General features: G+C 69.4%; 25 protein-coding genes. 7 read left to right on the plus strand and 18 right to left on the minus strand.

All coding sequences use genetic code 11. The features are described from left to right. From QMO14_RS09270 to QMO14_RS09305, 8 genes are all read right to left on the minus strand, one after another. Positions 1-1,345: AMP-binding protein (locus QMO14_RS09270; protein ID WP_301506320.1), on the minus strand; the 1,345-nt coding region annotated here is incomplete at its 3' end. A 43-nt stretch (positions 1,346-1,388) separates the two neighbouring features. Next, positions 1,389-2,390, minus strand: a complete 1,002-nt coding sequence (locus QMO14_RS09275; protein ID WP_301506322.1) for a tripartite tricarboxylate transporter substrate binding protein — start codon at positions 2,388-2,390, stop codon at positions 1,389-1,391. A gap of 40 nt (positions 2,391-2,430) precedes the next feature. Continuing rightward, the gene (locus tag QMO14_RS09280) at positions 2,431-3,639 is read right to left on the minus strand and encodes a CaiB/BaiF CoA-transferase family protein (RefSeq protein WP_301506324.1); all 1,209 of its coding nucleotides are present in this window, start codon (positions 3,637-3,639) and stop codon (positions 2,431-2,433) included. A gap of 72 nt (positions 3,640-3,711) precedes the next feature. Next, positions 3,712-4,524: an oxepin-CoA hydrolase, alternative type gene (locus QMO14_RS09285; RefSeq protein WP_301506326.1), complete on the minus strand. Its 813-nt coding sequence runs from the start codon at positions 4,522-4,524 to the stop codon at positions 3,712-3,714. Then, positions 4,521-5,663, minus strand: a complete 1,143-nt coding sequence (locus QMO14_RS09290) for an acyl-CoA dehydrogenase family protein (protein WP_301506328.1) — start codon at positions 5,661-5,663, stop codon at positions 4,521-4,523. Before QMO14_RS09290 ends, QMO14_RS09285 begins: the two co-directional genes overlap by 4 nt. A 165-nt stretch (positions 5,664-5,828) precedes the next feature. Beyond that, complete coding sequence (locus tag QMO14_RS09295; protein ID WP_301506330.1) at positions 5,829-7,046, minus strand: acyl-CoA dehydrogenase family protein; 1,218 nt, start codon at positions 7,044-7,046, stop codon at positions 5,829-5,831. Between the two features lie 134 nt (positions 7,047-7,180). Then, positions 7,181-8,371 carry an acetyl-CoA C-acyltransferase gene (locus QMO14_RS09300; RefSeq protein ID WP_301506332.1) on the minus strand — a complete coding sequence of 397 codons (1,191 nt, stop codon included), beginning with the start codon at positions 8,369-8,371 and terminating at the stop codon, positions 7,181-7,183. A 31-nt stretch (positions 8,372-8,402) separates the two neighbouring features. Further along, on the minus strand, positions 8,403-10,541 hold the full coding sequence (locus QMO14_RS09305; protein WP_301506334.1) for a 3-hydroxyacyl-CoA dehydrogenase NAD-binding domain-containing protein: 2,139 nt from the start codon (positions 10,539-10,541) through the stop codon (positions 8,403-8,405). A gap of 141 nt (positions 10,542-10,682) precedes the next feature. On the opposite strand from QMO14_RS09305, the gene QMO14_RS09310 reads away from it, so the two are divergent. Continuing rightward, a complete protein-coding gene (locus QMO14_RS09310; protein ID WP_301506337.1) occupies positions 10,683-11,597 on the plus strand; it encodes a LysR family transcriptional regulator in 915 nt (304 codons plus the stop codon). Here the strand turns inward: QMO14_RS09310 and QMO14_RS09315 are convergent. The 4 genes from QMO14_RS09315 to QMO14_RS09330 all read right to left on the minus strand — a co-directional run bounded on the left by QMO14_RS09315 (position 11,573) and on the right by QMO14_RS09330 (position 14,596). Further along, positions 11,573-11,884, minus strand: coding sequence for a hypothetical protein (locus tag QMO14_RS09315; protein WP_301506339.1), 312 nt, complete (start codon positions 11,882-11,884; stop codon positions 11,573-11,575). The genes QMO14_RS09310 and QMO14_RS09315 overlap by 25 nt on opposite strands. Before the next feature lie 45 nt (positions 11,885-11,929). After that, complete coding sequence (locus QMO14_RS09320) at positions 11,930-13,432, minus strand: GGDEF domain-containing protein (RefSeq protein WP_301506341.1); 1,503 nt, start codon at positions 13,430-13,432, stop codon at positions 11,930-11,932. An 85-nt stretch (positions 13,433-13,517) separates the two neighbouring features. Beyond that, on the minus strand, positions 13,518-14,120 hold the full coding sequence (locus QMO14_RS09325) for a YbhB/YbcL family Raf kinase inhibitor-like protein (protein ID WP_301506343.1): 603 nt from the start codon (positions 14,118-14,120) through the stop codon (positions 13,518-13,520). A gap of 128 nt (positions 14,121-14,248) precedes the next feature. Further along, complete coding sequence (locus tag QMO14_RS09330; RefSeq protein WP_301506344.1) at positions 14,249-14,596, minus strand: Rieske 2Fe-2S domain-containing protein; 348 nt, start codon at positions 14,594-14,596, stop codon at positions 14,249-14,251. Positions 14,597-14,687: 91 nt separating this feature from the next. Between QMO14_RS09330 and QMO14_RS09335 the strand changes: the two genes are divergently transcribed. After that, on the plus strand, positions 14,688-15,215 hold the full coding sequence (locus QMO14_RS09335; RefSeq protein WP_301506346.1) for an ureidoglycolate lyase: 528 nt from the start codon (positions 14,688-14,690) through the stop codon (positions 15,213-15,215). Between the two features lie 10 nt (positions 15,216-15,225). Here the strand turns inward: QMO14_RS09335 and QMO14_RS09340 are convergent, their stop codons facing one another. The 6 genes from QMO14_RS09340 to QMO14_RS09365 are packed head-to-tail and all read right to left on the minus strand — an operon-like array spanning position 15,226 to position 22,082. Further along, complete coding sequence (locus tag QMO14_RS09340; RefSeq protein ID WP_301506347.1) at positions 15,226-16,404, minus strand: amidase; 1,179 nt, start codon at positions 16,402-16,404, stop codon at positions 15,226-15,228. 33 nt (positions 16,405-16,437) lie between these two features. Then, a complete protein-coding gene (locus QMO14_RS09345; protein ID WP_301506544.1) occupies positions 16,438-17,439 on the minus strand; it encodes an ABC transporter ATP-binding protein in 1,002 nt (333 codons plus the stop codon). An 11-nt stretch (positions 17,440-17,450) separates the two neighbouring features. Then, positions 17,451-18,491, minus strand: coding sequence for an ABC transporter ATP-binding protein (locus QMO14_RS09350; RefSeq protein WP_301506349.1), 1,041 nt, complete (start codon positions 18,489-18,491; stop codon positions 17,451-17,453). Positions 18,492-18,510: 19 nt separating this feature from the next. Beyond that, a complete protein-coding gene (locus QMO14_RS09355) occupies positions 18,511-19,416 on the minus strand; it encodes an ABC transporter permease (RefSeq protein ID WP_301506351.1) in 906 nt (301 codons plus the stop codon). Between the two features lie 40 nt (positions 19,417-19,456). Further along, on the minus strand, positions 19,457-20,410 hold the full coding sequence (locus QMO14_RS09360; RefSeq protein ID WP_301506353.1) for an ABC transporter permease: 954 nt from the start codon (positions 20,408-20,410) through the stop codon (positions 19,457-19,459). 10 nt (positions 20,411-20,420) lie between these two features. Continuing rightward, positions 20,421-22,082: an ABC transporter substrate-binding protein gene (locus tag QMO14_RS09365; protein WP_301506355.1), complete on the minus strand. Its 1,662-nt coding sequence runs from the start codon at positions 22,080-22,082 to the stop codon at positions 20,421-20,423. A gap of 218 nt (positions 22,083-22,300) precedes the next feature. On the opposite strand from QMO14_RS09365, the gene QMO14_RS09370 reads away from it, so the two are divergent. Genes QMO14_RS09370 through QMO14_RS09390 form a run of 5 tightly spaced genes read left to right on the plus strand, consistent with a single transcriptional unit; the run spans position 22,301 to position 25,663 of the window. Beyond that, positions 22,301-22,519, plus strand: coding sequence for a DUF2892 domain-containing protein (locus QMO14_RS09370; RefSeq protein ID WP_301506357.1), 219 nt, complete (start codon positions 22,301-22,303; stop codon positions 22,517-22,519). 3 nt (positions 22,520-22,522) lie between these two features. Beyond that, a complete protein-coding gene (locus QMO14_RS09375; protein WP_301506359.1) occupies positions 22,523-23,065 on the plus strand; it encodes an RNA polymerase sigma factor in 543 nt (180 codons plus the stop codon). Then, positions 23,062-24,093: a dihydroorotase gene (gene pyrC / locus QMO14_RS09380; RefSeq protein ID WP_301506361.1), complete on the plus strand. Its 1,032-nt coding sequence runs from the start codon at positions 23,062-23,064 to the stop codon at positions 24,091-24,093. Before QMO14_RS09375 ends, pyrC begins: the two co-directional genes overlap by 4 nt. Beyond that, positions 24,090-24,905, plus strand: coding sequence for an NYN domain-containing protein (locus tag QMO14_RS09385; RefSeq protein ID WP_301506363.1), 816 nt, complete (start codon positions 24,090-24,092; stop codon positions 24,903-24,905). Before pyrC ends, QMO14_RS09385 begins: the two co-directional genes overlap by 4 nt. Beyond that, complete coding sequence (locus tag QMO14_RS09390; RefSeq protein WP_301506365.1) at positions 24,902-25,663, plus strand: DUF3025 domain-containing protein; 762 nt, start codon at positions 24,902-24,904, stop codon at positions 25,661-25,663. Before QMO14_RS09385 ends, QMO14_RS09390 begins: the two co-directional genes overlap by 4 nt. Positions 25,664-25,798 lie beyond the last annotated feature (135 nt).

Genomic DNA, 25,798 nt, shown 5'->3' on the forward strand with positions numbered 1-25,798 from the left:
GCCCTCGGGCCTGGACGCGGATACGCCCTCGGGCCTGGACGCGGATACCGGCACACTGCCTCAAGGCGCCAGCCAATCGCAGGCATCGATCCGCACCTGCATCACCTTCCTCACGCTGAAACCCGGCCTGTTCACCGCTCAGGGCCGCGACGCAGCCCGCGGGCCCGTTCACGCCGGGCGGCGTGATGGTCGAGATGCCGGCCATCTCCGTCATGCCCAGGCTCTCGTGCACGTGCAGGCCGAACAGGCGCTCGAAGCGCGCGGCAAGCTCTGGCGCGAGCACGGCGGCGCCGGTCCGGCAGTAGGTGATGGAGGAAATGTCAGCGCCGTCCAGCGGCACGTTGGCCAGTGCCGCGAGCACGGTGGGCACGGCCGACAGCGAGGTCGGGCGGTACTTGGCCACCAGCTTCCAGTAGTTGGCCAGCACCTCCTTGTTGCGCAGCAGCGAGGGCGTGGGAATGATCACTTCCACGCCCGCCGACAGCGACGACAGCGAGGCCGGCAGCACGCCCGCCACGTGGAACAGCGGATAGCCGTTGATCGAGATGCCGTTCTCGTTCATGCCCGCCACCTGCACGCTGGCCCATGCGGTGAACACCTGCGCGCCGTGGCTGTGGCGCGCGAGCTTGGGCGCGCCCGTGGTGCCGCCGGTGTGGAAGTAGGCGGCGATGTCGGTGGGTGCGATGTCGCGGCCGCTCACGAGGCGGTCGCTAGGTTGTGCGGCGCGCAGCACGTCGAACTCGGCGACGCCTTCGGGCAGTGCACCCGCGGTACCCGGCGCCTCGTCATGCGGCGCCACGCGCAGCACGGTGGTGAGCGTGGGCACCTGGCCGCGCAGGCGCATGGCCTTCGACCACATGCCCGATTCGGCATCCGAGCCGTAGGCGATCAGCACCTTGGCGCGGCCGGCGGTCATGAGCGCGACCAGCTTCTCGTCGGTGAGCAGCGGGTTCAGCGGCTGCACGATGCCGGCGGCCTCGCCGCCCCAGAGCGCGAGGTGGTACTCCAGGCAGCCGGGCAGCAGCACCGCCACCGCGTCGTCGGGGCCTACGCCCAGCGTGTGCAGCACGTTCGCGGTCTGGTGGAGGCGCGAGAGCAGTTCGGCATACGACCAGCGGATCGGCTCGTCGGCCGGGTTGCCGGTGCGCAGGAAGGTCAGCGCGGTCTTGTCGCCGAAGGCATGGCCCGCGTTGCGGAAGATCTCGTAGGTGCTGCGCACCGTGAGCGCCTGCTCCAGCGGCGTCTCCTCGAGCTTGCGGATGTCGGCGAGGCTGCGAACGGGCAGGGCGGGGCGAAATGGCGCGCCGACCGGGGTGCTGTAGTTGTTCTCGTATTTCTGCGTCATGTCTTTGTCTCCTTGATGCTGTCGCCCTGCCGGCCCGGTTGTTCTACTGGTTCGTGATGTGGTTGTCGCGAATGACCTTGCCCCAGCGCTCGAAATCCTCGCGCATGCGCACGCCCGTCTGCTGCGGCGTGCGGTAGGCCGCGAAGGTGCCGACGCTCTGCAGCTTGTCCTGCACTTCCTTGTCGGCCAGCGCCTTCTTCAGCTCGGCGCTCATGCGCTCGACGATGTCCTTGGGCGTGCCGGCCGGTGCCAGCAGGCCGCCCCACGAGGTGGCGTCGAAGCCGGGAAAGCCCTGCTCGGCCACCGTCTTCACGTCGGGCAGCAGGCTCACGCGCTGGCCGGAGCCGACCGCGATGGCGCGCAGCTTGCCGGCCTTGACGTGCGGCAGCACGCCCACGAGGTCGGAGAACATCGCCGGCACCTGGCCGCCGATCAGGTCGGTCACGGCCGGCGCGCTGCCGCGGTAGGGCACGTGCTGCATGTCGAACTTGCCGATGGTCTTGAGCTGCTCGGTCGTCAGGTGGCCGAAGCTGCCGGCGCCCGCGCTGGTGTAGTTGAGCTTGCCGCCCTCGGCCTTGGCCTTGGCGATCAGGCCCTGCACGCCGGTCACGTCGGGCAGCGACTTCGGGTTGACCACCAGCACGATCGGCAGGTCGTACACGCTGCCCACGGGCGTGAAGTTCTTGAAGATGTCGTAGCCGGCGGGGCCGTAGAGGTGCGCGGCCAGCAGCGTCGGCGTGGCCAGCATCACGAAGGTGTAGCCATCGGCCGGCGCGCGTGCGGCGGCAGCGGCGCCCACGGTGCCCGAGGCGCCGCTGCGGTTGTCGATGACGATGTTCTGGCCGAGCGCACCCGACATCTTCTGCGCCACGATGCGCGAGGCCACGTCGGTGGGGCCGCCGGGCGGGAAGGGCACGATCAGCGTGATCGGCTTGGCGGGCCAGGCCTGGGCGAAGGCTGCGCCGGTGACGAGGGGCAGGGCGAGTGCGAGGAGCGCGCGGCGAACGGGACTGCGAAGGGAGCTGCGAAGAGAGAGGGATGCCATTGGGTCTTGTCTACTTTGGAAATTCGGACGCCTGTCTTCTTCAGACGACGCCACTCGTTTTCAGCGCCGCCAGCTTTTCATCCGACAGGCCGAGCAGGGACTGCAGCACGTCGTGCGTGCCTTCGCCCAGGGTGGGCGGCGCGCTGCGCACGGGCAGGCGCTCGCCATCGAAACGGTAGGGCGGCGCCAGCACGTTGACCGTGCCTGCCACGGGGTGCGGCTGCGTGGTCACCAGGCCGGCTTCGGTGGCGCGCTTCGATTGCAGTGCCTCCAGCAGCCCCAGCACCTCGCCGCACGGAATGCCCGCTGCGGTGAGCTTCGCGAGCAGGTCGGCGCGCTGGCGCTTGGCCAGTTCGGCGTGCAGCTCGGGCAGCAGCGCGGCGCGGTTGGCCGAGCGCAGGATGTTGGTCTTGAAGCGCTCGTCGGCCGCGAGGTCGGGCCGCTCGATCACCTCGGTGCAAAAGCGCGCGAACTGCGAGTTGTTGCCCACGGTGATGACCAGCGGGCCGTCGGCCGCGTCGAAAACGCCGTACGGCACGATCGACGGATGCGAGTTGCCGTAGCGCGGCGGGTCTTCGCCCATGAGCAGCGCTTCGAGGCCGTAGTAGGCGGTGATCATCAGGCCGCAGTCGAAGAGCGCCATCTCCACGTGCCGGCCCTTGCCTGTCTTCTCGCGCTGGTAGAGCGCCGCGAGGATGGCCTGCGCCGAGTACATGCCGGTGAACAGATCGACGGCGGCCACGCCGAACTTCAGCGGCGGCTGGTTCGCCTCGCCGTTGAGCGCCATCAGGCCGGCCTCGCCCTGCACCACGAGGTCGTAGCCGGGGCGCGCGGCCTCGGGGCCGGTGCGGTCGTAGCCAGAGATAGAGCAGTAGATGAGGCCCGGCTGTTCCTTGCTGAGCTGCTCGTAGCCCAGGCCCAGCTTGTCGATGCCGCCGAACTTGAAGTTCTGGATCACCACGTCGCACTGCTTCGCGAGATCGCGCGCGAGCTGCTGGCCCTCGGGCGTCTGCAGATCGAGCGTGACGGAGCGCTTGTTGCGGTTCACGCTGTTGAAGTAGGCGGTCTCGGTCTTGCCCACGCGCAGGCCCCAGTCGCGCGTGTCGTCGCCACGGCCCGGGTGCTCCACCTTGATGACCTCGGCGCCCATGTCGGCCAGCACCATGCCGCACCAGGGGCCCGCGAGGATGCGGGACAGATCGAGAACGCGCACGCCGGCAAGCGGCAGCGATGAATTGGGCAAAGGCATGAAATCAGCTCCCTGGAAACGAGAAAGCCCCGCACGGCGTGCGAGGCGCAAAGGCGGGTCGGGCGGCCCGCGTCAGGATGCGTCCTGCTTCCGGCCGCGCAGCGCCGCGAAGTCGGCCTTGCGCTTGCCGAGGAAGGCGCCGATGCCTTCGGCGGCTTCGGCGTCCGCCTGCGACTCGACCATGAACACGGCCTCGGCGTCGAGCTGCTCTTCCAGCGTGGCGCGGTGCGCCTGGCGGCACAGCGACTTGATGCGGGCGCTGGCGCGCTCGGGTCCGTTCGCCACCTTCGCAGCGAGTGCGATGGCCTCGGCCAGCGCGGCGCCCTTGTCGGTGAGGCGGTTGACCGCACCCAGCGCGTTCAGGCGCTCGGCCGTCATGCGGTCGCCGGTGAGGCACAGCTCGGTGAGGACCTGGCGCGAGACGAACTCCGCGAGGAAGGCCGTGGCGCCGCCGTCGGGCGTGAGGCCGACCTTGACGTAGGCCACGGTGAAGAAGGCGTCGCGCGCCGACACCAGCATGTCGCAGGCCAGCGCCATCGACAGGCCCGCGCCGGCAGCGCCGCCCTCGACGGCAGCGATCACCGGCTTGCCGCAGTCGCGAATGGCGCGGATCAGGTTGTGCAGGCCTTCGAGCTTCTCGCGGCGCTCCGACGCGGGCAGCTCTCGGCGCTTGGCCAGCAGGTTGAGGTCGCCGCCCGAGCAGAAGAAGTCGCCTGCGCCGGTGAAGACGATGGCCCCCACCTCGGGGTCGGCCTGCGCTTCGGCCAGCGCGGCCGAGAGCTCGGCGTACAGCGTCGGCGTGATCGCGTTGCGCGAGGCGGGGTTGCTGTTGGTCAGGATGCGGACCGCGCCTTCCTGCGAGATCAGAACGGTCTTGTTCGTCATGCCGCAACCTCCTTGCCCAGGGTGATGTAACGCTGCAGGTGGTGGTCTTCGTCGCCCAGCTGGTGGTCGATCATCACGAGGCGCTTGGCGTAGTGGGGCAGGGGCAGCTCCCACGTCATGCCGATGCCGCCGTGCATCTGAATGCTCTCTTCGGCCACCAGCGCGCCGATGCGGCCGATGCTGAACTTGGCGGCCGACAGCGCGCGCTCGCGCGTCAGGCGGTCGCCGGTGTCGATGGCCGCCGCCGCGTTGATGACGGCCGAGCGGGCCTGTTCGATCTCCAGCAGCAGGTCGGCCATGCGGTGCTGCAGCGCCTGAAAGCTGCCGATCAGCATGCCGAACTGCTTGCGGGTGCGCAGGTATTCCAGCGTGGCGGCCTTGGCGGCTTCCATCGCACCCAGTGCCTCGGCGCACAGCGCGAGCACGCCGCGGCCGATGGCGCGTTCCAGCACGGCGTGGCCCTGGCCTTCGTTGCCGAGCAGCGCGTCGGCGCCCAGCTTTACGCCGTCGAAGGAAAGTTCGGCGACGCGGCCGCCGTCGATGGCGGGGCAGCCGCGCACCGTCAGGCCGGCCGTCTTCGCGGGCACGAGGAACAGCGAGATGCCGGCCTCGTCGTCCACGTTGCCCGAGGTGCGGGCCGAGACCAGGAACAGGTCGGCCTGCTCGCCCTGCGGCACCACGGCCTTGGCGCCGTGCAGCACCCAGCCATCGCCATTGCGTTCGGCCTTGGTGGCCACGCGGGTGCGTTCGTAGTGCGTGTCGGCCTCGTCGTGCGCGAAGGCCGCGACCATGGCGCCGTTGATGATGTCGCCGAGCTTTTCCTTCTGCGCGTCGCTTCCGGCGGCGCTGAGCGCCTCGCCGACCATCACCGCGCCCAGCAGCGGCTCGACCACGAGGCCGCGACCCAGTGCCTCGAAGACCACGGCGATGTCGAAGCCGCCGCCGCCGAAGCCGCCATCGGCCTCGCTGAACAGCGCGCCGATCACGCCCAGTTCGGCGAACTTCTGGAAGATTTCCTTGCTGAAGCCGTGCTCCGATTTCGCGATGCGGTCGCGCGCGTCGAAGGCGTACTGCTCGCTGATGAAGCGGTTCAGGCTGTCGGCGAGCATGCGCCGGTCTTCGGTGTGTTCGAAATTCATTTCAAGTCTCCTGCGCATCCGCCAAGACACGCGTCGCATGAAAAAAGTGCGGCTATCAAAGGGTGATTCCAGGAACGCCGCGGAACCGGCTTTGCCGGGCCGCTGGCGTTGCCCCCGGAAGGGGGGTGGCGGCCACACGGAGTGGGCAAGCCTGGGGGAGAGCCATCACAGGCCCAGGATCATCTTGGAGATGATGTTCTTCTGGATTTCGTTCGAGCCGCCGAAGATCGACAGCTTGCGGTTGTTGAAGTAGCGCGAGGCGGCGGCCGATGCGTAGTCGGGGCCGAAGGTCTCGCCCCCGTTCTCGGTATAGCCGTCCTTCAGCGCCTCTGCGATGAAGGGGCGGCCATAGACGCCCATCGCGCGGCGGGCCAGCGAAGAAATCTCCTGGCGGATCTCGGTACCGCGGATCTTCAGCATCGAGCTTTCTGCGCCCGGCACGCCGCCGCCGGCCACCGCCGCGATCACGCGCAGGTTGGTGGTCTTCATGTTCTCCAGGTCGATCTCGACACGCGCCATGCGCGCGGCGAAGGCAGGGTCTTCCGCCAGCGGCTTGCCGTTCTTGGTCTGCGTGGCCGCGATGCCCTTGAGCTGTTCGAGTGCGGCCACCGAGAAGCCCACGCCCGCGATGTTGGTGCGCTCATACGTCAGCAGGTACTTGGCGCAGGTCCAGCCCTTGTTCTCTTCGCCCACGAGGTTCTCGGCGGGCACGCGCACGTCGGAGAAGAACACTTCGTTGACTTCATGCTCGCCGTCGAGCGTGATGATGGGGCGCACTTCCACGCCGGGCGAGGTCATGTCGATCAGCAGGAAGCTGATGCCTTCCTGCTTCTTCGCCTCGCGGTTGGTGCGCACCAGGCAGAAGATCATGTTGGCGTGCTGGCCCAGCGTGGTCCAGGTCTTCTGGCCGTTCACGATGAAGTGGTCGCCCTGCGCGTCGATGCCGCGCACGGCGGTGGTCTTCACGGCCGCGAGATCGGAGCCCGCGCCGGGTTCCGAATAGCCCTGGCACCACCAGTCGGCGCCGTCGAGGATGCGCGGCAGCCAATGCTTCTTCTGCGCCTCGTTGCCGTACTTGATGAGCACCGGGCCGAGCATGTTCACGCCGAAGGGCACGATGCGCGGCGCGAAGGCCAGGGCGCATTCGTTCTCGAAGATGAACTTCTCCACCGCCGTCCAGCCCGGGCCGCCGTACTGCTCGGGCCAGTGGTTGGCGAGCCAGCCGCGCTCGTTCAGGATGGCGTGCCATTCCTGCATGTCGGCCTTCTCGAGGATCTTGCCGCCGCGCACTTTTTCGGCAAGGCGCACCGGCAGCTTGGCCGCCAGGAAGGCGCGCACTTCGCTGCGGAAGGCTTCTTCTTCGGTCGTGAAGTTCAGGTCCATGTTGTATCTCTCGGTTTCGTTTGGACGTATTCATCGGGAACACCGCGGAACCGGCTTTGCCGGGCCGCAGGTGTTGCCCCCGGAAGGGGGTTGGCGAAGCGACACGAAGTGCGCGCAGCCTGGGGGAGAGTCGTTCAGTAGATCTCGAACAGGCCCGCGGCGCCCATGCCGCCCGCGATGCACATCGTGACCACGGCGTACTTGGCGCCACGGCGCTTGCCTTCGATGAGCACGTGGCCCGTGAGGCGCGCGCCGGTCATGCCGAAAGGGTGGCCGATGGAGATCGCGCCGCCGTTCACGTTCAGGCGCTCCGACGGAATGCCCAGCCGCTCCTGGCAGTAGATGGACTGCGAGGCGAAGGCTTCGTTGAGCTCCCACAGGTCGATGTCCTGCACCTTCAGGCCGTGGCGCGCGAGCAGCTTGGGCACGGCGAAGACCGGGCCGATGCCCATCTCGTCGGGCTCGCAGCCGGCCAGCGCGAGGCCGCGGAAGGCGCCCAGCGGCTTGAGGTTGGCGCGCTCGGCGTCCTTGGCCTCCATCAGCACGCAGGCCGATGCGCCGTCCGACAGCTGCGAGGCGTTGCCGGCGGTGATGAACTTGTCTTCGCCCATCACGGGCTTCAGCTTGGCGAGCGCTTCGTAGGTGGTGCCGCGGCGGTTGCAGTTGTCTTCGGTGGCCGTCACTTCGCGGTAGGTGACCTCCTTCGTCTCCTTGTCGGTGACGGCCATCGTGGTGGTGCACGAGACGATCTCGTCCTTGTAGCGGCCGGCGATCTGCGCTTCTTCGGTGCGGCGCTGGCTCTCGGCGGAGAAGCGGTCCTGCGCCTCGCGGCTGATGTTGTAGCGCTGGGCGACGATGTCGGCCGTTTCGATCATCGCCATGTACAGCTCGGGCTTGTGCTCGACGATCCACGGGTCCATGCCGCTGTCGCCGGCATCGGTGGCGCTGCGCGAGCGGATCTGCGAGATGCTTTCCACTCCGCCCGCGATCATGGCCGGCGCGCCGTCCACCACGATGCGGCCCGCGGCCATGGCAATCGCCTGCAGGCCCGAGGCGCAGAAGCGGTTGACGGTGGTGCCGGCGATGGAGATCGGCAGGCCCGCGCGGATGATGGCCTGGCGCGCCACGTTGCGGCCGGTGGTGCCCTCGGGGTAGCCGCAGCCGAGGATCGCGTCCTCGATCTGCGCCGGGTCGAGTCCGGAGCGCTCCACCGCTGCCTTTACGGCGAAGGCCGCCAGCGTGGGGCCGGGGGTGATGTTGAATTCGCCGCGGTGCGCCTTGGTGAGCGGGGTGCGGGCGGTGGAAACGATGACGGCTTCACGCATGGGGGTGTCTCCTGGACGGCTGGCTCTGTGATTACTCGGATTGATTGAGGCTCGCGAAGTCGGCGCCGCGCTCGACCAGCTGCACCAGCAGCGGCGAGGGCTTCCAGAAGACCGGGTCTTCCTTCGCGAACTCCTGGATGTCTGCCAGCACCTTGGGCAGGCCCACGGTGTCGGCGTATTTCATCGGGCCGCCGCGGTGGCGCGGGAAGCCGTAGCCGTAGAGGAAGGTCACGTCCACGTCCAGCGGGCGCAGCGCGATGCGCTGGAGCACGACGTTGGCGCCCTCGTTGATCATGGCGGCCATGTAGCGGCGCATGATTTCTTCCTCGGTGAAGGCGCGCGGCTTGATGCCCGCGCGCTCGCGTTCGGCGTCGATGATGGCCAGCACCTCGGGGTCGGGCTGGCCGGTGCGTGCGCCTTCGGGGTAGAGGTAGTAGCCGCGCTGCGTCTTCTGGCCGAACCAGCCGCGTTCGCAGATGCGGTCGGCAATCTGCACGTAGCGCGCCTGCGGGTCGCGCGTGGCGGCCTTGCGCTTGCGCGTGGCCCAGCCGATGTCGCCGCCGGCCAGGTCGGACACCTGGAACGGGCCCATCGGGTAGCCGAAGTTGCGCACCGCTTCGTCGATCTGGTACGGAGACGCGCCGTCTTCCATCATGTGGTCGGCGGCCTGGCGGTACACGGCCAGGATGCGGTTGCCGATGAAGCCGTCGCACACGCCGGCGCGCACCGGCACCTTCTTCAGCTTCTTCGCGAGCTCGAAGCCGGTGGCGACCACGTCGGCGCTCACCTTGGCGGGCACCACGATCTCCAGCAGCTTCATGATGTTGGCCGGCGAGAAGAAGTGCAGGCCCACCACGTCCTGCGGGCGCGAGATGCTGGCGGCGATCTCGTCGATGTCCAGGTACGAGGTGTTGGTGGCCAGCACCGCGCCGCGCTTGCACACGCGGTCGAGTTCGGCGAACACGGCCTTCTTGACCGACATGTCCTCGAACACGGCTTCCACCACGATGTCGACCTGCGCGAGCGCGTCGTAGCTGGTCGAGCCAGAGAAGCGCGCCATCACGCTGTCCTTGGCTTCGGGCGTCATGCGGCCCTTCTTGATGAGGCCGTCGTACACCTTCTCGACGTTGGCGCGGCCGCGTGCGAGCTGGGTGTCGTCGCGCTCGATCATGGTCACCGGCATGCCGGCGTCGAGCATCGCCACCGCGATGCCCGCGCCCATGGTGCCGCCGCCGACGATGCCGGCCGATTCCAGCGCGCGGGGGCTGGCCGATTTGGTTTCTGGCGCCTTGAGCACTTCGCGCTCGGCGAAGAAGGCGTGGATCAGGCCGGCGCGCTGCGGGCTGTCGATGCACTGCAGGAACAGCTTGCGCTCCAGCGCCATGCCTTCGTCGAAGGGCAGCGTGAGCGCGGCTTCGACGGCTTCGACGATCTTCATCGGCGAGAACAGGCCCCGGCTCTTCCTGGCGGTGTCGGCGCGCGCGGCTTCGAGCGCGGCGCGGGCGGCTTCCTCGTCGGCCAGCGCGCCGGCCTCGCGGGTGCGGCGCACCGGGGCCTTGGCGGCGACCAGTTCCTGCGCGTAGGCGATGCCTTCGGCGCGCGCGTCGGCGTCGGTGGCCAGGCGGTCGACGAGGCCGAGCGACAGCGCTTCCTTCGCGCCCGCGTGGCGGCCGCTGAGCATGAGTTCGATGGCGGGCTTCACGCCGATCAGGCGCGGCGTGCGCTGCGTGCCGCCCGAGCCGGGCAGGAGGCCCAGCGCCACTTCGGGCAGGCCCAGCTTCGCGGTGGGCGAGGCGATGCGGTAGTGCGCCGACAGCGCCACTTCCAGCCCGCCGCCGAGCGCTGCGCCGTGGATGGCGGCAACGACCGGCTTGGTGCAGTTCTCGATCTTCAGGCACGCCTCGGGCAGCGACGGCGGCTGCGGCGTCTTGCCGAACTCGCGGATGTCCGCGCCGGCGATGAAGTTGCGGCCCGCGCCGACGATCAGCACCGCCTTGGCCGCGCTGTCGGCTTCCGCCGCGTCGATGGCGCCCACGAGGCCGCGGCGCACGTCCACGCCCAGGGCGTTGACGGGCGGGTTGTCGATGGTCACCACGAACACGTCGCCAAGACGTTCGAAGGTGACGGGACCGGTGGACGTGGAAGGGCTGGAAGTGTCGCTGGTGGCCATGTGCTTGCTTGTCTCTCGCGTTGCGGACCAGTCGGGTCCGAGGCTCTGGGGGTGAACCCCGCATTCTTGGTCCGCATCGCCGCTTTGACAATTGCATAGCCGGTTGACAGACTGTCAAAGGATTTTTGACACAATCGGCCCATGGACCTCCAGTCGCTCACCCTGTTGGTGGAAATCCTCGATGCCGGCAACCTGAGCGCGGCGGCGCGCCGGCTCAAGATGACCCGCGCCAACGTCAGCTACCACCTGAACCAGCTGGAGCGCTCGGTGGGCGCGCAGCTGGTGCGGCGCACCACCCGGCGCGCCGAGCCGACCGAGATCGGCCTGCGCCTGTACCAGCACGGCATCGCCATCCAGGCCGAGCTGCTGGCGGCGCGCGAATCGGTCACCACGCTGGGCCAGGGCCTGCAGGGCCGCGTGCGCCTGAGCGTGCCCAGCGGCTACGGGCAGCTGGTCATGGCCGACTGGCTGATCGACTTCAAGCGCCAGTACCCCGGGATCGTGCTCGACGTGGTGTTCGAGAACCGCATCGAGGACCTGCTGCGCGACGAGGTCGACATCGCCATCCGCGTGATTCCCGAGCCGCCGCAGAACCTGGTGGCGCGCGCCATGGGCCCGGTGCGCTACGTGGCCTGCGCTTCCACTGAATACGCCGCGAGGAACCCGCTTCCGGTGCAGCTCGACGCGCTGCAGGGCGCGCCGGTGGTCACGGCCGCCGTCATCGGCCGGCAGCTGCGCGTGTCGGCCTACCAGGGCGAGACGCGGCGCGAGGTGATCCTGGAGCCGACGCTCATCTCCGAGAACTTCCTGTTCCTGCGCCAGGCCATCCTCGCGGGCCTGGGCATCGGCCTCGTGCCCGACTACGTGGTGCAGGAAGACGTGCGCCGGGGCGAGGTGGTGACCACGCTGGACGACTGGCGCTTGAGCATCTTCGGCACGCAGATGTTCATGCTCTACATGCCCAACCGCCAGCACACGCGGGCGATCCGGACGTTCATCGACTTCGTGCTGGAGCGGGTGAGGGGGACGGGCTACGAAGGCCCCGACATGAAATAGATCATGAGGGCTGCCCCGCCGATCAGGAGCCAGGTGAGAAAGCCCACCATGCTGCCCAGATTCGCGTTGATGACGATGCGTCCGCTGGGCGCCTGCACCCACTTGGCTGTCATCGCTTCGACGCCTTCCTCGTGCTGCTCGACGACCACGCGCCCCAGCGTGGCGACCGGAACGACGACGAGTCCGGTGAGGTAGCCGATCAGGTGTATCGCGGCCTCCGCGACGGGCTGCAGCACCAGTTCGACCACCGGCCGGATCAGAGCTTCGGCAAGACCTTCAAGGGGCATCGGTTCTTTACGGACTGCTGCTGGTTGGGCTGGTCTTGTAGATGGCTATGGCTGCCGCCGGTCGGCCTGCTCGCTCTCGTAATACCGAGCCTTGTCCACATACATTGCCCGGTCCGCCCGCTGCATCGCGGCCTCCAGCGCCTCGTCGCCATGGCAGGTCGCCAGCCCGATGGCCAGGCTCAGGGCGTGGCCGCTCTGGCCGGCGTGGAACTGGTTGTTCATCTCCAGCAGCGTGAGGATGCGCTCGCGCATCGCCTCGGCGCCGCGCTCGTCGGTCATGGGCAGCAGCACCGCGAACTCGTCGCCGCCGATGCGCGCGGGCCAGGCGGGCAGGTCGACGGCCTTGTCCAGCACCTCGCCCATGCGGCGCAGCAGCGAGTCGCCCGCCGCGTGGCCTTCCTGGTCGTTGACCTGCTTCAGGCCGTTGAGGTCGATGGCCACGATCGACACTGGCCACGGGCCCTTGCGCGAGAGGCGGTTGAGCTCCTCGGTGTAGTAGGTGCGGTTGCACAGCTGCGTGAGCACGTCGTGCTTGCCGAGGTACTCGAGGTAGGCCTCGGCCTTCTTGCGCGCCGTGATGTCGACCAGCGACACCAGCACCAGGTCCCAGGTGTCGAGGCGGTCGTCCTGCACCGCGAACTGCATGTGGATGTTGAGCACCTCGCCCGACAGCGAGTAGTTGAGCACCTCGCGGTGCTGTACGGTCTTGCCGTTCCACAGGTCCTGCAGCTGCTCGGCGAAGGACTCGCGCATCTCGTCGCGGAAGATGCGCGAGAGGTTGCCCAGCAGGGTCTGCAGGTCGGGCGCGCCGAACATGCGCAGCGTCTCGTGGTTCACGTCGATGACGCGGATCTCCTGCATGCAGCGCGTCACGAAGTCGGGGTGCACCTTGATGAAGGTGGCGAAGTCGGTGATGCCGCGCGAGCGGATGGTCTCCAGCAGCGCGCGAACGGCGCTGAAGTCTTCCACCCACAGCGACACCGGCGAGCGGTCGAAGAGGCTGCGCGCGTATGTCGCGCTCTCGTCGCGCAGGCGCTGCGCGGCCACGCGCTCGGTGACGTCGTCCAGCGCCACCAGCACGCGGCTCCAGCTGTCTTCGTAGCCCGGCAGCACGCGGGCGCGCACGCGCACGTCGAGCCGGCGGCCGTCGAGCGCGTAGTTGACGGTCTCGCTCTCGAAGCTGAGCTGGCCGCGCCAGAGCTGGTCGAGCTCGTGCACCACGGTGGCCGACATGTCGCCGCGGAACACGCGGTCGAGCGCGCCCAGCAGGGTCTGCTCGCTGTCGGCGCCGAAGAGCTTGAGCGTGTGCTGGTTGACCCGCAGCACCTTCAGCAGCGCCATGCATTCGCTCACCCGGCCCGCATCGGCCGACAGGTGCGCCACCAGGTCGGTGACGCCCTCGGCGCGCCAGCCGTCGAGCTTGCGCTTGAGGTCGCCGTAGTCCTCGATCCAGAGGGAGACCGGCGCCAGGTCGAACATGGCGTCGAGGTCGCCGGCGGCGGAAGGTGATGCCGGCGTGGAGCCGGAGGTGGCGGCGGGCAGGGCCATCGATGAGCTTTCGTGGAAGCGGCTGCAGCCAATGCAGGCGGGCTGGCGCGAGGAGGTCTTAATTATTAACTGCGGCCAATCCGGCTCAGCGGCTGTACAGGCCCACCACGCTCTGGCCGCCGAGCGCGCGGCCCTTGAGCGCGGCCAGCAGGGCGTCGCGGCCGAGGCCGGCGGGCAGGCTGCCCGGCGCGAGTTCGGTGGCGATCACCGTCATGACGTAGTGGTGCGGCCGGTCGCCCACTGGTGGGCACATGCCGCGGTAGGCGGGCGCGCCGGCCACGTTCGGGCCCATGGTGAAGTCGAAGTTCGAGCCGGCCTGCCCTTCGCCTGTCTTGAGCTCGCCGCGCTCGGCCGCGATGTTGTAGGCCACCCAGTGCGACACGCCCAGGCCGGCCGCGCCGTCCGGGTCGAACACCAGCACCGCGACCGACTTCGTCCTGGCCGGCAGGTTGCTCCAGGCCACCGGCGGCGAGATGTTCTTGCCGCCGCATTCGCCCGCGCCCGCGTGCTCTGCCGGGATGGTGCCTTTGTCGCTGAACGCGCTGGAAGTGACCTTCATGCCCGTGGAGCCCCTGCCCACGGGAGAGGCCATGTTCGCGCAGCCCGCCAGGAGGCCGGCCAGCGCGAGCGCCGCGGCGGGCAGCGCCATATGCGGGAGAGTGCGGAATCGGGTGTTGCAGTTGCGCATGTCTTTTTTCTCCTGAACGTTGTCCTGTCTGTCGTCTGTCGTCTGTCTTCTGTTCTCTTCTCTTGTCTTGTCTTGTCTTGTCTTGTCTTGTCTTGTCTTGTCTTGTCTTGTCTTGTCTTGTCTTGTCTTCAACCGGCCGCGCCGGGCCAGACGCTGCCGTCGGCCTTCGCGTGCACGGCCACCGGCGTGAGCCGCGCGCCGCGGCAGGGGCCGCCCACGCACTTGCCGGTGTCGGGCTCGAAGATGGCGCCGTGCCGCGCGCACATCAGAAAGCGGCCTGAACTTTCCAGCACCTGGCCTTCGAAATCAAGCGGGCCTCCCGCATGGGGGCACTGGTTGAGATAGCCGTACACCTCGCCTTGCCACCGCACGGCGAAGGCCTTGGCGCCGTCGGGCGCGGTGAACAGCGCGGCGAGGCCGCCTTCGGCGAGCGCCGGGGCTATGGGCAATGGTTGCTGCTGCTCTGTGATGCTCATGCCGGACAGTATCTCCTGCACGGCGGGGCAGGGCCGTCCGCATGCCCGACCCCGCGTAGGCCCACGGCACACTTTCTGCTGCAATCGCCCCATGAACGATGCTCCCCAGAACGGCGCCGCGGCACTCGTGGCGCAGCCGCTGACGCCCGAGGCCTTCGCGCCCTTCGGCACCGTGATCGCGGCACCCGCAGCCGACAGCGCGGGCGAGGGCCGGCCGATCAACGCAGGCAACGCGCGCCGCTTCGACCTGCTCGACGACATGCGGCTGGACGCCGAAGGCGGCCGCCCGATGCTGGCGCTGTTCCGCGCGCAGGCGCGGCACTTTCCGCACGAGGTCTCGGAGATGGAGCGCCACGCTCTCGGCAGCCAGACCTTCGTGCCGCTGGGCGAAAGGCGCTTCGTGATCGTGGTCGCCCGCGCGGGAGAAGCGCCTGTGTCGGCACGGCAGCTCTCGGCCTTCGTCACCGACGGGCGCCAGGGCATCGTGCTCGCGCCGGGCACCTGGCATCACGCGCTGCTGGCGGTGGACGGGGGCGACTTCGTGGTCATCGAGCGCGCCGCAAGCGGTGTCGATTGCGACATCTGCCACCTTCGCCAGGCCGGCATCGTGCGGCTCTGAAGCCCCGGTTTCAGTCCGCGATCCGCTGCGCCAGCGCGATCAGCGACCGGTCCGACCCCGCAGGCCCGAGCAGCGAAATGCCCAGCGGCGCGCCCTCGCGCGTCGCCAGCGGCATCGACAACTGCGGAAAGCCCGCCAACCCCGCGATGCACAGCATGCGGATCGCGCGGTTGCGGTAGTCCTCCAGCGCGGCCTCGCTGTCGCTGCGCAGCGGTGCGATGTCGGGCATGGTCGGCATCAGCAGCACGCCGTCGGTGCCGAGCAGCGCGGCCAGGTGCTCGCGGAAAGCGGCGCGGAAGACGCGGGCGGTGGCGACCTGCGCGTCGGTGACCTCGCGCGACCATGCGAAGCGCTCGGCCACGCCCGGCCCCAGCGGCGGTGCATGGCGCTCGATGAGCGGGCCGTCGGTGAGCCAGGCCTCGCGCGACTGCAGGTAGCGGAAGTTCCAGTACATCGTGTCGAAGGATTCCAGCGCCGCCGTGGTGCCCGTGGCGGGGCCGAGCAGGGCCTGCACGCGGTCGGCCGCGGCCTGCAGCGCGTCGGCGGCCGCCGGCTCGGCCAGCGCCCAGACGTCGTCGGGCCGCAGCAGCCGCACGCGCTCGGGCAGCGGCGCGGCGTCGGTTTCGAGCAGCACGTCGGCCACGCGCGCGAAGGTGCCGATGTCGCGCGCGAACCAGCCGCAGGTGTCGAAGCTGGGCGCGAGGTCGAGCGCGCCTTCGAGGCTCACGCGGCCGTGCGTGGGGCGCAGGCCGTACAGGCCGCAGTGGTTGGCCGGCGCGCGCACCGAGCCGCCGGTGTCGGTGCCCAGCGCGAAGTCGCACAGGCGGGACGACACGGCAGAGGCCGAGCCCGAAGACGAGCCGCCCGTGATGCGCAGCGGTGCGGCGCCGTTGACGGGTGCGCCGAAGTGCGCGTTGTTGCCGTTCATCGAGAACGCGAGCTCGTCCGTCACCGTCTTGCCGGCAAAGCGCGCGCCGGCATCGAGCAGCTTCTGCACGGTCGGCGCGGTGCGCGTCTTGATGCCAGACATCGCCAGCACGATGGGGTTGCCGCCGCCCGTGGGATAGCCGGCAACGTCGAACAGGTCCTTCGCGGCGAAGCTCAGCTCGGCGAGAGGGCCGGTGGCGGCGCGCGGCACGGGGGCGTCGGGGTAGGGGACGAAGGCGTGGGCGGGGTCGTGCAGAGGCATGGCGATGAATGATGTCGAAGAGGAGGCTGTCTGTCAGGAGGCGGGCACCGGCGAGAGCACGGGTGCCATGGCCGCTGCCGCATCGGTGCGGATGCAGCGCACGCGATGGCCCGGCGCGGGCTCTGCCGCCGGAGGCTGGGCGGCACGGCAGGCCTCGTCGGCCAGCGCGCATCGCTCGGCGAAGGCGCAGCCGGGCGGCAGCGCGGAGAGGTCGGGCGGCGCGCCGCCGATGGTTTCCAGCCGCGTGCCGCGCGCCAGCGCGCCATGCGCGCGGCTCTTGAGCAGCGCGATGGTGTACGGATGGCGCGGCGAGCGGATCAGCTCGCGCGCCGTGCCTTCCTCGACGATGCGCCCCGCGTACATCACGGCGATGCGGTCGGCCACCTCGACGGCGGCGCCGATGTCGTGCGTGACGAAGATCACGGACAGGCCCAGGTCGCGCTGCAGCTCGCGCAGCAGCAGCAGGATCTGGATCTGCACCGTGGCGTCGAGCGCGGTGGTGGGCTCGTCGGCCAGCAGCAGTTGGGGGTTGCAGGCCAGCGCCAGCGCGATCATGGCGCGCTGGCGCATGCCGCCCGACATCTCGTGCGGATAGGCCTGCAGGCGCCGCTCGGGGCTCGGAATGCGCACGCGCTCGAAGAGCGCCAGGGCGCGCCGCCACGCCTCGGCCTGCGTGACGGGCTCGTGCCGGCGGATCGACTCGGCGATCTGCGCGCCCACCGGGTACACCGGGTCGAGCGCCAGCAGCGGCTCCTGGAAGATCATCGACGCGACCTTGCCGCGAAAGCCCGCCAGCTCGCGCTGCGACATCGCGAGCACGTCGCGCCCGTCCACCTGCACCGTGCCGCCCATGCGGGTGCGGCGCTCGGGGTGCAGGCGCAGCAGCGTGCGCAGGGTCACGCTCTTGCCCGAGCCCGATTCGCCGATCAGCGCGACGACCTCGCCGCGCTGCACTTCGAGGCTCACGCCGCTGACGGCCTGCACCGGCTTGCGGCCGCCGTCGAAGCTGACGCTGAGGTCGCGCAGGCGCACCATCGGTTCGTTGCTCATGCTGCCTGCCTCCGGGGTTGGATGGCCATCGGATGCCCGCTGCCCGCCTCGTGGACCAGGCAGCTCGCCGCGTGCCGCGAGCCGATCGCGATGCGCTCGGGCACCACGCTGGCGCACACCGGCGCGGCCAGCGCGCAGCGCGGATGAAAGCGGCAGCCCGATGGCGGATCGATGGGGTTGGGCGGGTCGCCCGCGAGCGCCGCTTCTTCGGTGCGATGGTCGGGGTCCATCGACGGCATGGAGGACAGCAGCGCGCGGGTGTACGGATGCGCGGGCGCCTCGTAGAGCGCGTCGGCCGGGCCGATCTCGGCCACCTGGCCCAGGTACATCACCATCACGCGGTCGCTCACGTAGCGCACCACGTTGAGGTCGTGGCTGATGAAGACGTAGGTCAGGCCGAACTCGGCCTTCAGGTCGAGCAGCAGGTTGATGACCTGCGCCTCCACCGACTTGTCGAGCGCGGAGACCGCCTCGTCGAGGATCACCATGCGCGGCTGCAGCGCCAGCGCGCGCGCGATGTTCACGCGCTGCCGCTGGCCGCCGGAGAGCTCGTGCGGATAGCGCTCGGCAAAGCGCTGCGGCGCCAGCCCGACGCGCGCGAGCAGGTCGCGCGCGCGCTCCACCGATTCGCGCCGGGGCACGCCGTGCACGCGGGGCCCGAAGGCGATCGAGTCCTCGATGGTGAGGCGCGGGTTCAGCGAGGCGTAGCTGTCCTGGAACACCATCTGCACCTGGCGGCGGAACTCCTTCAGCGGCAGGTCGCGCCCGCCCACCTCGCGGCCGTCGAACACCACCTCGCCGCGCGTGGGCTCCATCAGCTGCATCAGCAGGCGCGCGGTGGTCGACTTGCCGCAGCCCGACTCGCCGACCACGCCCAGCGTCTCGCCCTTGAGCACTTCGAAGTCGACGCCGTCCACGGCGCGCACCATGCCGCCGCCGCGGCCCAGCGGGTCTTTCTTGAGCGGGAAGTGCTTGACCAGGCCGGTGACGGTGAGCAGCGGCTGACCGGGGCCGCCGATGTCGACGGGTTTTTCCATTCTTCCCATTCTTTTTCCCCTAGCCGCCCTTGTTGTCCATCGCCGAGCGCAGCCCGTCGGAGAGGAGGTTGAAGGAGATCGAGGTGACGAAGATCATCACGCCCGGCAGCGCGGCCACCCAGGGCTGCACGTAGATGGCGGTGCGCAGCGTGTTGAGCATCAGGCCCCACTCGGGCTCCGGCGGCTTCACGCCCAGGCCCAGGAACGACAGGCCCGAGGCCAGGATCATCGACACCGCGATCAGGCTGGTGGCGTACACGAAGATCGGCCCGAGCACGTTGCCCAGCACGTGCACCCGCACGATGGTGAAGGCCCCGGCGCCCGAGGCCCGCGCCGCCTCCACGTAGTCGCGCGTGCGCACCTGCGTGGTCACGCTCTCGGCCACCCGCGCGATCTGCGGAATGAAAACGATGGTCAGCGAGATCAGCGAATTGACCACCCCCGCGCCCAGGGTGCCCGACAGCGCGATGGCCAGCAGCACCGAGGGAAAGGCGTAGAACACGTCGATGGTGCGCATGACGAGCGTGTTGGTCAGGCCGCCCGCGTAGCCCGCGACGATGCCGATCACCGTGCCCAGGACGAAGGCGCAAAGCACCGGCGTGATGCCGATGAAGAGCGACAGCCGCGCGCCGACGATCAGGCGCGAGAGCATGTCGCGGCCCAGTTCGTCGCTGCCCAGCGGCAGGCCTTCGGTGCCGATGGGCTTGAGGCGCTTGAGCATCGACGACTGGTAGGGGTCCGACGGCGCGAGCCAGGGGCCGAAGATGGCGAGCGCGATCAGCAGCAGCACGACGACGGCGGCACCGACGGCCACGGGGTCGCGCCGCAGGCGCAGCCAGACCGAGGCCCAGTAGCCGCGCGAGCGCTGCTGCGCCGGCAGGGGCTCGGCCGCGATGGCGGAAGAGGCGGGAAGCACGGAGGACATGGCGTGGGGCTCTTTTCTTCTTCTCTTTTCCTGTGGCTCTTCAGGCCCGCGCGATGCGCGGATCGAGCAGGGTCTGCAGCACGTCGACCAGCAGGTTCAGCACGACGAAGAACAGCGCCAGCACCAGGATCGTGCCCTGCAGCAGCGGCAGGTCGCGCTGGAAGATGGCGGAGTTCAGCAGGAAGCCGGTGCCGGGCCAGGAGAACACCGTCTCGATCAGGATCGAGCCGCCCAGCAGGTAGCCCAGCTGCAGCCCCATCACCGCCAGCGCCGTGGGCGCCGCGTTCTTCACCACGTGGCGGAACACGCCGGCGTGCGTGAGTCCCTTGGCGCGCAGGCCCATGATGAATTCCTGCTCGAGGATGTCGGCCACCAGCGCGCGCACCGTTCGCGCGACGATGCCCATGGGTATCACCGACATGGTGAGCGCCGGAAGCAGCAGGAACTGCAGGTGCGCCCAGTCCCAGGCCCAGTCGTCCGAGCCGCTGGGCCCCGCGCCGGTGGCCGGCAGCCACATGAGCTGAGACGAGAACACGATCACCATCACCATGCCCAGCCAGTAGTGCGGCACGCTCACGCCCAGCACCGAGAACACCGAGGCCGCCCGGTCGACCCAGGAGCCGCGGAAGTAGCCCGCCACGAAGCCGAAGAGGCAGCCCAGCACGAAGCCGATGAAGGTGGCCACCACCGCGAGCCGCAGCGTGTTGCCCACGGCGGTGAACACCTCGCCGGCCACCGCGCGGTTGCTGGCGATGGACACGCCCAGGTCGCCGTGCAGCGCGCGCCACAGCCACATGGCGAACTGCTCGGGCAGCGAGCGGTTGAAGCCGTACAGCTCGCGCAGCTGCGCCTGCAGCTCGGCGGAGGCATCGGGCGGCAGTATCGATACCAGCGGATCGCCCGGCGCGATGTGCACGAGCAGGAAGCACACGAGCGCCACGCCGATCATGATCGGCAAGGCGTAGAGCACGCGGCGCAGCAGGTAGGCGAGCATCGGGGGCTCGTCAGTCCATGCTCATCGTGGCGATGTCGATGAACCAGCTCCTGGGCTGCACCACGTTCTTCACCTTGGCGGAGATGGCGCGTGGGCCCACGTCGTGCGCGATCCACACGAAGGGCGCGTCGTCCACGATGTGGGCGTGCAGCTTCGCCAGCGCGGCGTCGCGTGCCTTCTCGTCGAAGCTGGTGCGCGCGTCGGCCACCAGCTTGTCGACCTCGGGGCTGCCGTAGTAGCCCCAGTTGTTCGACACCGGCGGGAAGGCCTTGGTGCTCACGAAGCGCACCATCGCGAAGAACGGGTCCATGGCCGCGAAGCTGATGTTGACCGCGTTGGCGCCGTTGGCCGAGGGGTCCTTCGCGCCCTTGCGCCAGTTGGTGAAGAGCGTGTTCCATTCGATCACGTCGAACTGCACGTCGAAGTAGCACTGCTTGAGCGACTGCTGCGCGAACTCGTTCATCGGCAGCGGCTGCATCTGGCCCGAGCCCGAGGCCGAGATCTGCACCTTCACCTTGATGGGCTTGGCGGCCGAGTAGCCGGCCTGCGTCATCAGCGCCTGGGCGGCCTTCACGTCGTACCGGATGTCGAAGGTGGGCTTGCCGAACCACGGGTGGCCAGGCGGCACCGTGCCCTTGGGCTCGGCCATCATGCCGCCCAGCAGCTGCTTCATGCCGGCGCGGTCGATGCACAGGTTGGCGGCCTGGCGCACGCGCTTGTCGAGCCAGGGCGAGCCTTCGGCGAACGAGAGCTGCCAGGGCCACACGTGGGGCTGCGCGTTCGAATAGATCTTGAAGCCGCGCTGCGTGATCTGCGCCATGGCGTCGGGCGCGGGCGCCTCGATCCAGTCGACCTGCCCGCCCAGCAGCGCCGCGGTGCGCGCATTGGCCTCGGGCATGGGCAGCAGCACGACCTTGTCGATCTTCGGCACGCGCCTGGCGTCCCAGTACGCCTTGTTGGCGGCCAGCTCCAGCCGCTCGCGCGCCACGAAGCGCGTGACCTTGAACGGGCCCGAGCCGGCGGGGTCGGCGGCGAAGGCGGTCCAGGCGGCCTTGGCCTTGTCGGCGGGCGTGGCGCCGGCGGCGGCGTCGAACTTCTTCTGCCAGTGGGCGGGCGAGGCCATGAACAGGTTCGTGAGGTTGATCGGCAGGAAGGCGTCTGGCTCGCTGGTGGTGAATTCGACCGTCGTGTCGTCGACCTTGCGCGCCGACCTGAGCGTGGGCATGCGCGAGGCCGTCACGCCGACCTGGCTGGGGTCGAACTGCACGGCCTCCTTGTCGAGCACCTTCTGCACGTTCCAGACGACCGCATCGGCGTTGAAGGCCGAGCCGTCGTGGAACTTCACGCCGGGGCGCAGCTTGAAGACCCACTTGGTCCTGTCCTTGGCGTCGACCGCCCAGGAGACGGCCAGGCCTGGAATCAGCACGCTGGGCGCGTCGGCCTTCGACAGGTCCCACTGCGTGAGCGAGTCGTAGATCGGGATGCCGGTGAAGCGGTTGCCCTCGAAGCCCTGGTCGGGCTGGCCCAGCGTGCGCGGAATGTCGGCCGCCGTCATGGCGATGCGCAGCGTTTTCTCCTGTGCCATCGCGTGGGGCGCGGCAAGCATCGTGGCGGCGAGCGCCGCGCAGGCGGCCAGGGGTTTCAGGAACAGGGCGGGGGCGGCACGCTTCACATGGAACTCCGGTGAATGGATGGATGAACTGACCAAGGGATTCGTTCGAAGGAACCGCTCAAGCACGACATGTGCCAGCCGGCACGGGTAGCCGCTCGTGCGCACCTTTTGCCTCGCATGGAAAAATTCCTGCATTCCCGCGAACCGTTTGGCGGGCGCGATGCCTCTTCATGTCCGAGGGTCTTCCTCAACACTCAAGAAGGATCGAAGGAATCACCATGCTCTACGCAAAGAATCTCCCCGGCTGGGAACGCGCGCTGCGCATCGCCATGGGCCTCGCTGGCTTCGCTTTCGCCGCCATCGGCTGGAGCACCGCCGGCTTCGGGCTCGCCGTGGCCATCGCCCTCATGGGCGCGATGCTCGCGCTGACCGGCCTGTTCGGCTTCTGCCCGATGTGCGCCATGGCCGGGCGCAAGCTCGACGGAAAAGGGCGCTGAGCCATGGCCTCCGGCACCGACCGCACCGGCCTGATCCACGCCGCGCAGACCGGCGACCCGGCCGCCATCGCCAGCCTGCTCGCGGTCTGCCAGGCCGACGCGCGCCGCTACGCCGGGCGGCACTGCCAGGCCAGCGACGTCGACGACGCGGTGCAGGAGTCGCTGCTGGTCATCGTGCGCAAGGTCCGGGGGCTGAAGGCCGCGGCGGCGTTCTCGTCGTGGCTCTTCACCGTGATCCGGCGCGAATGCCTGAGGCTGCAGCGTGCGATGTTCCGCCACGATCCGCTCGACGATGAAGTCGCCGAGCGGCAACTGGCCAGCCGGGGCGATGCCGCGCTGCGGCTGGACCTGACCCACGCGCTGGAATCGCTGCCCGCGCACTATCTCGAAGTGGTGCTGCTGCGCGATTTCGAGGAGCTGACCATCGCGGAAATCGCCGAGCGCCTCGGCGAGCCGGCGGGCGCCGTGAAGAGCCGGCTGCACCGCGCCCGTTCGCTGGTGCGGGAGTACCTTCTGGGGGCCGATGCGACAATCGGCCCGCAATGACAGACACCCTCACGATCACCCGCCCCGACGACTGGCACCTGCACGTGCGCGATGGCGCCGCCCTCGAAGCCGTCGTTCCCCACAGCGCCCGCCAGTTCGGCCGCGCGCTGATCATGCCGAACCTGCGCCCCCCCGTGACCACCGCCGCGCAGGCCGTGGCCTACCGCGACCGCATCCGCGCCGCGGTGCCCGCGGGCACGGGCTTCGAGCCGGTGATGTCGCTCTATCTCACCGACAACCTGCCCGCCGAGGAAATCGCGCTGGCAGCCGTTGCCGGCGTTCGCGCGCTCAAGCTCTACCCGGCAGGCGCCACCACCAACAGCGATGCCGGCGTGACCGACATCCGCAAGACTTACAAGACGCTGGAAGCCATGCAGAAGCACGGCCTGCTGCTGCTGGTGCACGGCGAGGTGACCGACCCGGCCATCGACCTGTTCGACCGCGAGGCCGTGTTCGTCGACCGCGTGATGATCCCGCTGCGCCGCGACTTCCCCGAGCTCAAGGTGGTGTTCGAGCACCTCACCACCAAGGAAGGCGCCCACTACGTGCGCGACGCCGGCCGCTTCACGGCAGCCACCATCACGGCGCACCACCTGCTGTACAACCGCAACGCCATCTTCACCGGCGGCATCCGCCCGCACTACTACTGCCTGCCCGTGCTCAAGCGCGAGACGCACCGCGTGGCGCTGGTGGAGGCCGCCACCAGCGGCAGCGACCGTTTCTTCCTGGGCACCGACAGCGCGCCGCACCCGGCGCACCTGAAGGAGCACGCGCTGGGCTGCGCGGGCTGCTACACCGCGCTCACCGCCATCGAGCTCTACGCAGAGGCCTTCGACAACGCGGGCGCGCTCGACAAGCTCGAAGGTTTCGCGAGCTTCCACGGCCCCGACTTCTACGGCCTGCCGCGCCACACCGACACCATCACCCTCAAGCGCGAGAGCTGGACCGTGCCCGAGACCGTGCCCTACGGCGACGCCACGCTCAAGCCGCTGCGCGGTGGCGAGACCGTCAACTGGAAGCTGGCATGACGGTCCCCACGCTTCGCGTGATGGTGCTGATCGACGCCGACAACGTGTCGGCCGAAGTCATCGAGCAGGCGGTGCAGCGCACCATGGACGAATACGGCGCCATCCACGTGCGCCGCGCGTACTGCAACGCCGAGATGGCGGTGAACCGGCAGGCGCTTTTCAAGCGCCTTTCTGTGCGGCCGATGGTGAATCTGTCGACCGGCAAGAACAGCACCGACATCGCGCTTGCGGTCGATGCCATCGACCTCGCCATCGCCGAGCGTCCCGACGTGGTGGTGCTGGTGTCTTCCGACTCCGACTTCGCGCCGCTGGTGATCCGCCTGCGCGAGAAGGGCTGCCGCGTCTGCGGCATCGGCCAGCAGGGCAAGACGGGCGAAGAGACGGTCGGCATCTACGACGCCTTCACCGACATCGCCCACAACGCGGTCGCCAAGCCGGCAGCCCGCACGGTGCCCACGAAGAAGACGGCCGCTGCCAAGACCACGCGCGCCAAGGCAGCGCCCGCAGCGAAGAAGACTCCGGCGAAGACGGCGCGCAAGACCGCGGCGAAGGCCGCCAGCAAGGCCGAGCCTCCGCAGGAACTGCGACAACAGCCGCAGCCATCGGAGGCAGCCGAGTTCATCCTCCAGGCAGCTCCCGCGCTGCGCAGCGGCAAGGACGTGCCGCTCAACGACGTGGCCAAGGCCCTGCGCACCGCCGGCCTGCTCGGCAAGAACAGCAGCTCGCTCAAGCTCTTCGAGAAGCTTCCGGCGGAGTTCGTGCTGATGCAGCACCCGGACCGCATCCGCTGGACCGGCGCCTCCGCGCCTTGACCCTGCCGGCGATCGACTGGACGCAGCCCTGGCTCGCGCCCTATCGTGCCGACGGCGAGGCGGCAGCGCAGGCCGTCGCGCGCGGCGACGGCTGCGTGGCGGCCGCCCTGCGGGGCATCGGGTCCGGATCGGCCCCCGACTTCGTGAGGCAGCACGAACTGCCCGCCGGGCAGGCCTACGAGGCCCACATCTTCCAGACCCGCACGGTCCCGACCCGTGACAACCTGCACGACTTCTTCAACGGCCTGGTCTGGCTCGCCTTTCCCCAGGCGAAGCGACGCCTGAACGAACTGCAGGCCACAGCGATCGCCCGCGACGGCGTCGGTGCCACGCGCGGGCCGCTGCGCGACGCACTCACGCTGTTCGACGAGAACGGCGCGCTGCTCGATGCGCCGCCGGCGCTGTGGCGGGCGCTGGTCGCGCGCGACTGGCAGACGCTCTTCGTCGAGCAGCGCGGGCTGTGGAGCGAGGCGCGGCTGGTGCTCTTCGGACATGCGCTGCTCGAAAAACTCGTCACGCCGCGCAAGCCCATCACCGCGCACGTGCTGCTGCCGGTGCAAGGCGAAGCCGCGCCGGCGGCGCTCGACGACGCGCGTGTGGCGCGGGCGCTCGACCCGGAGCATCTCGGACGCAAGCCCTTCGTGCCGCTGCCGGTGCTCGGCGTGCCCGGCTGGTGCGCCGACAACGAGGTAGCGCGGTTCTATGACGATCCGCGGGTCTTCAGGCCCTTGGCTGGTCGGGGAATACCGGGAGCCTAGAACTTTTGCTCCTATCATGGCTCCACCCGGCTGCCGCCGACCGGAGCTCCCAGAACACACACAACACCCAGGGCTTCCATGCCGCGAACCGCCTGAAAAACGGCTTGAAAACGGCTTGAAAACGGCTTGAAGGGG

Source organism: Variovorax sp. CAN15 (genome assembly GCF_030462475.1).
Taxonomy (GTDB): domain Bacteria; phylum Pseudomonadota; class Gammaproteobacteria; order Burkholderiales; family Burkholderiaceae_C; genus Variovorax.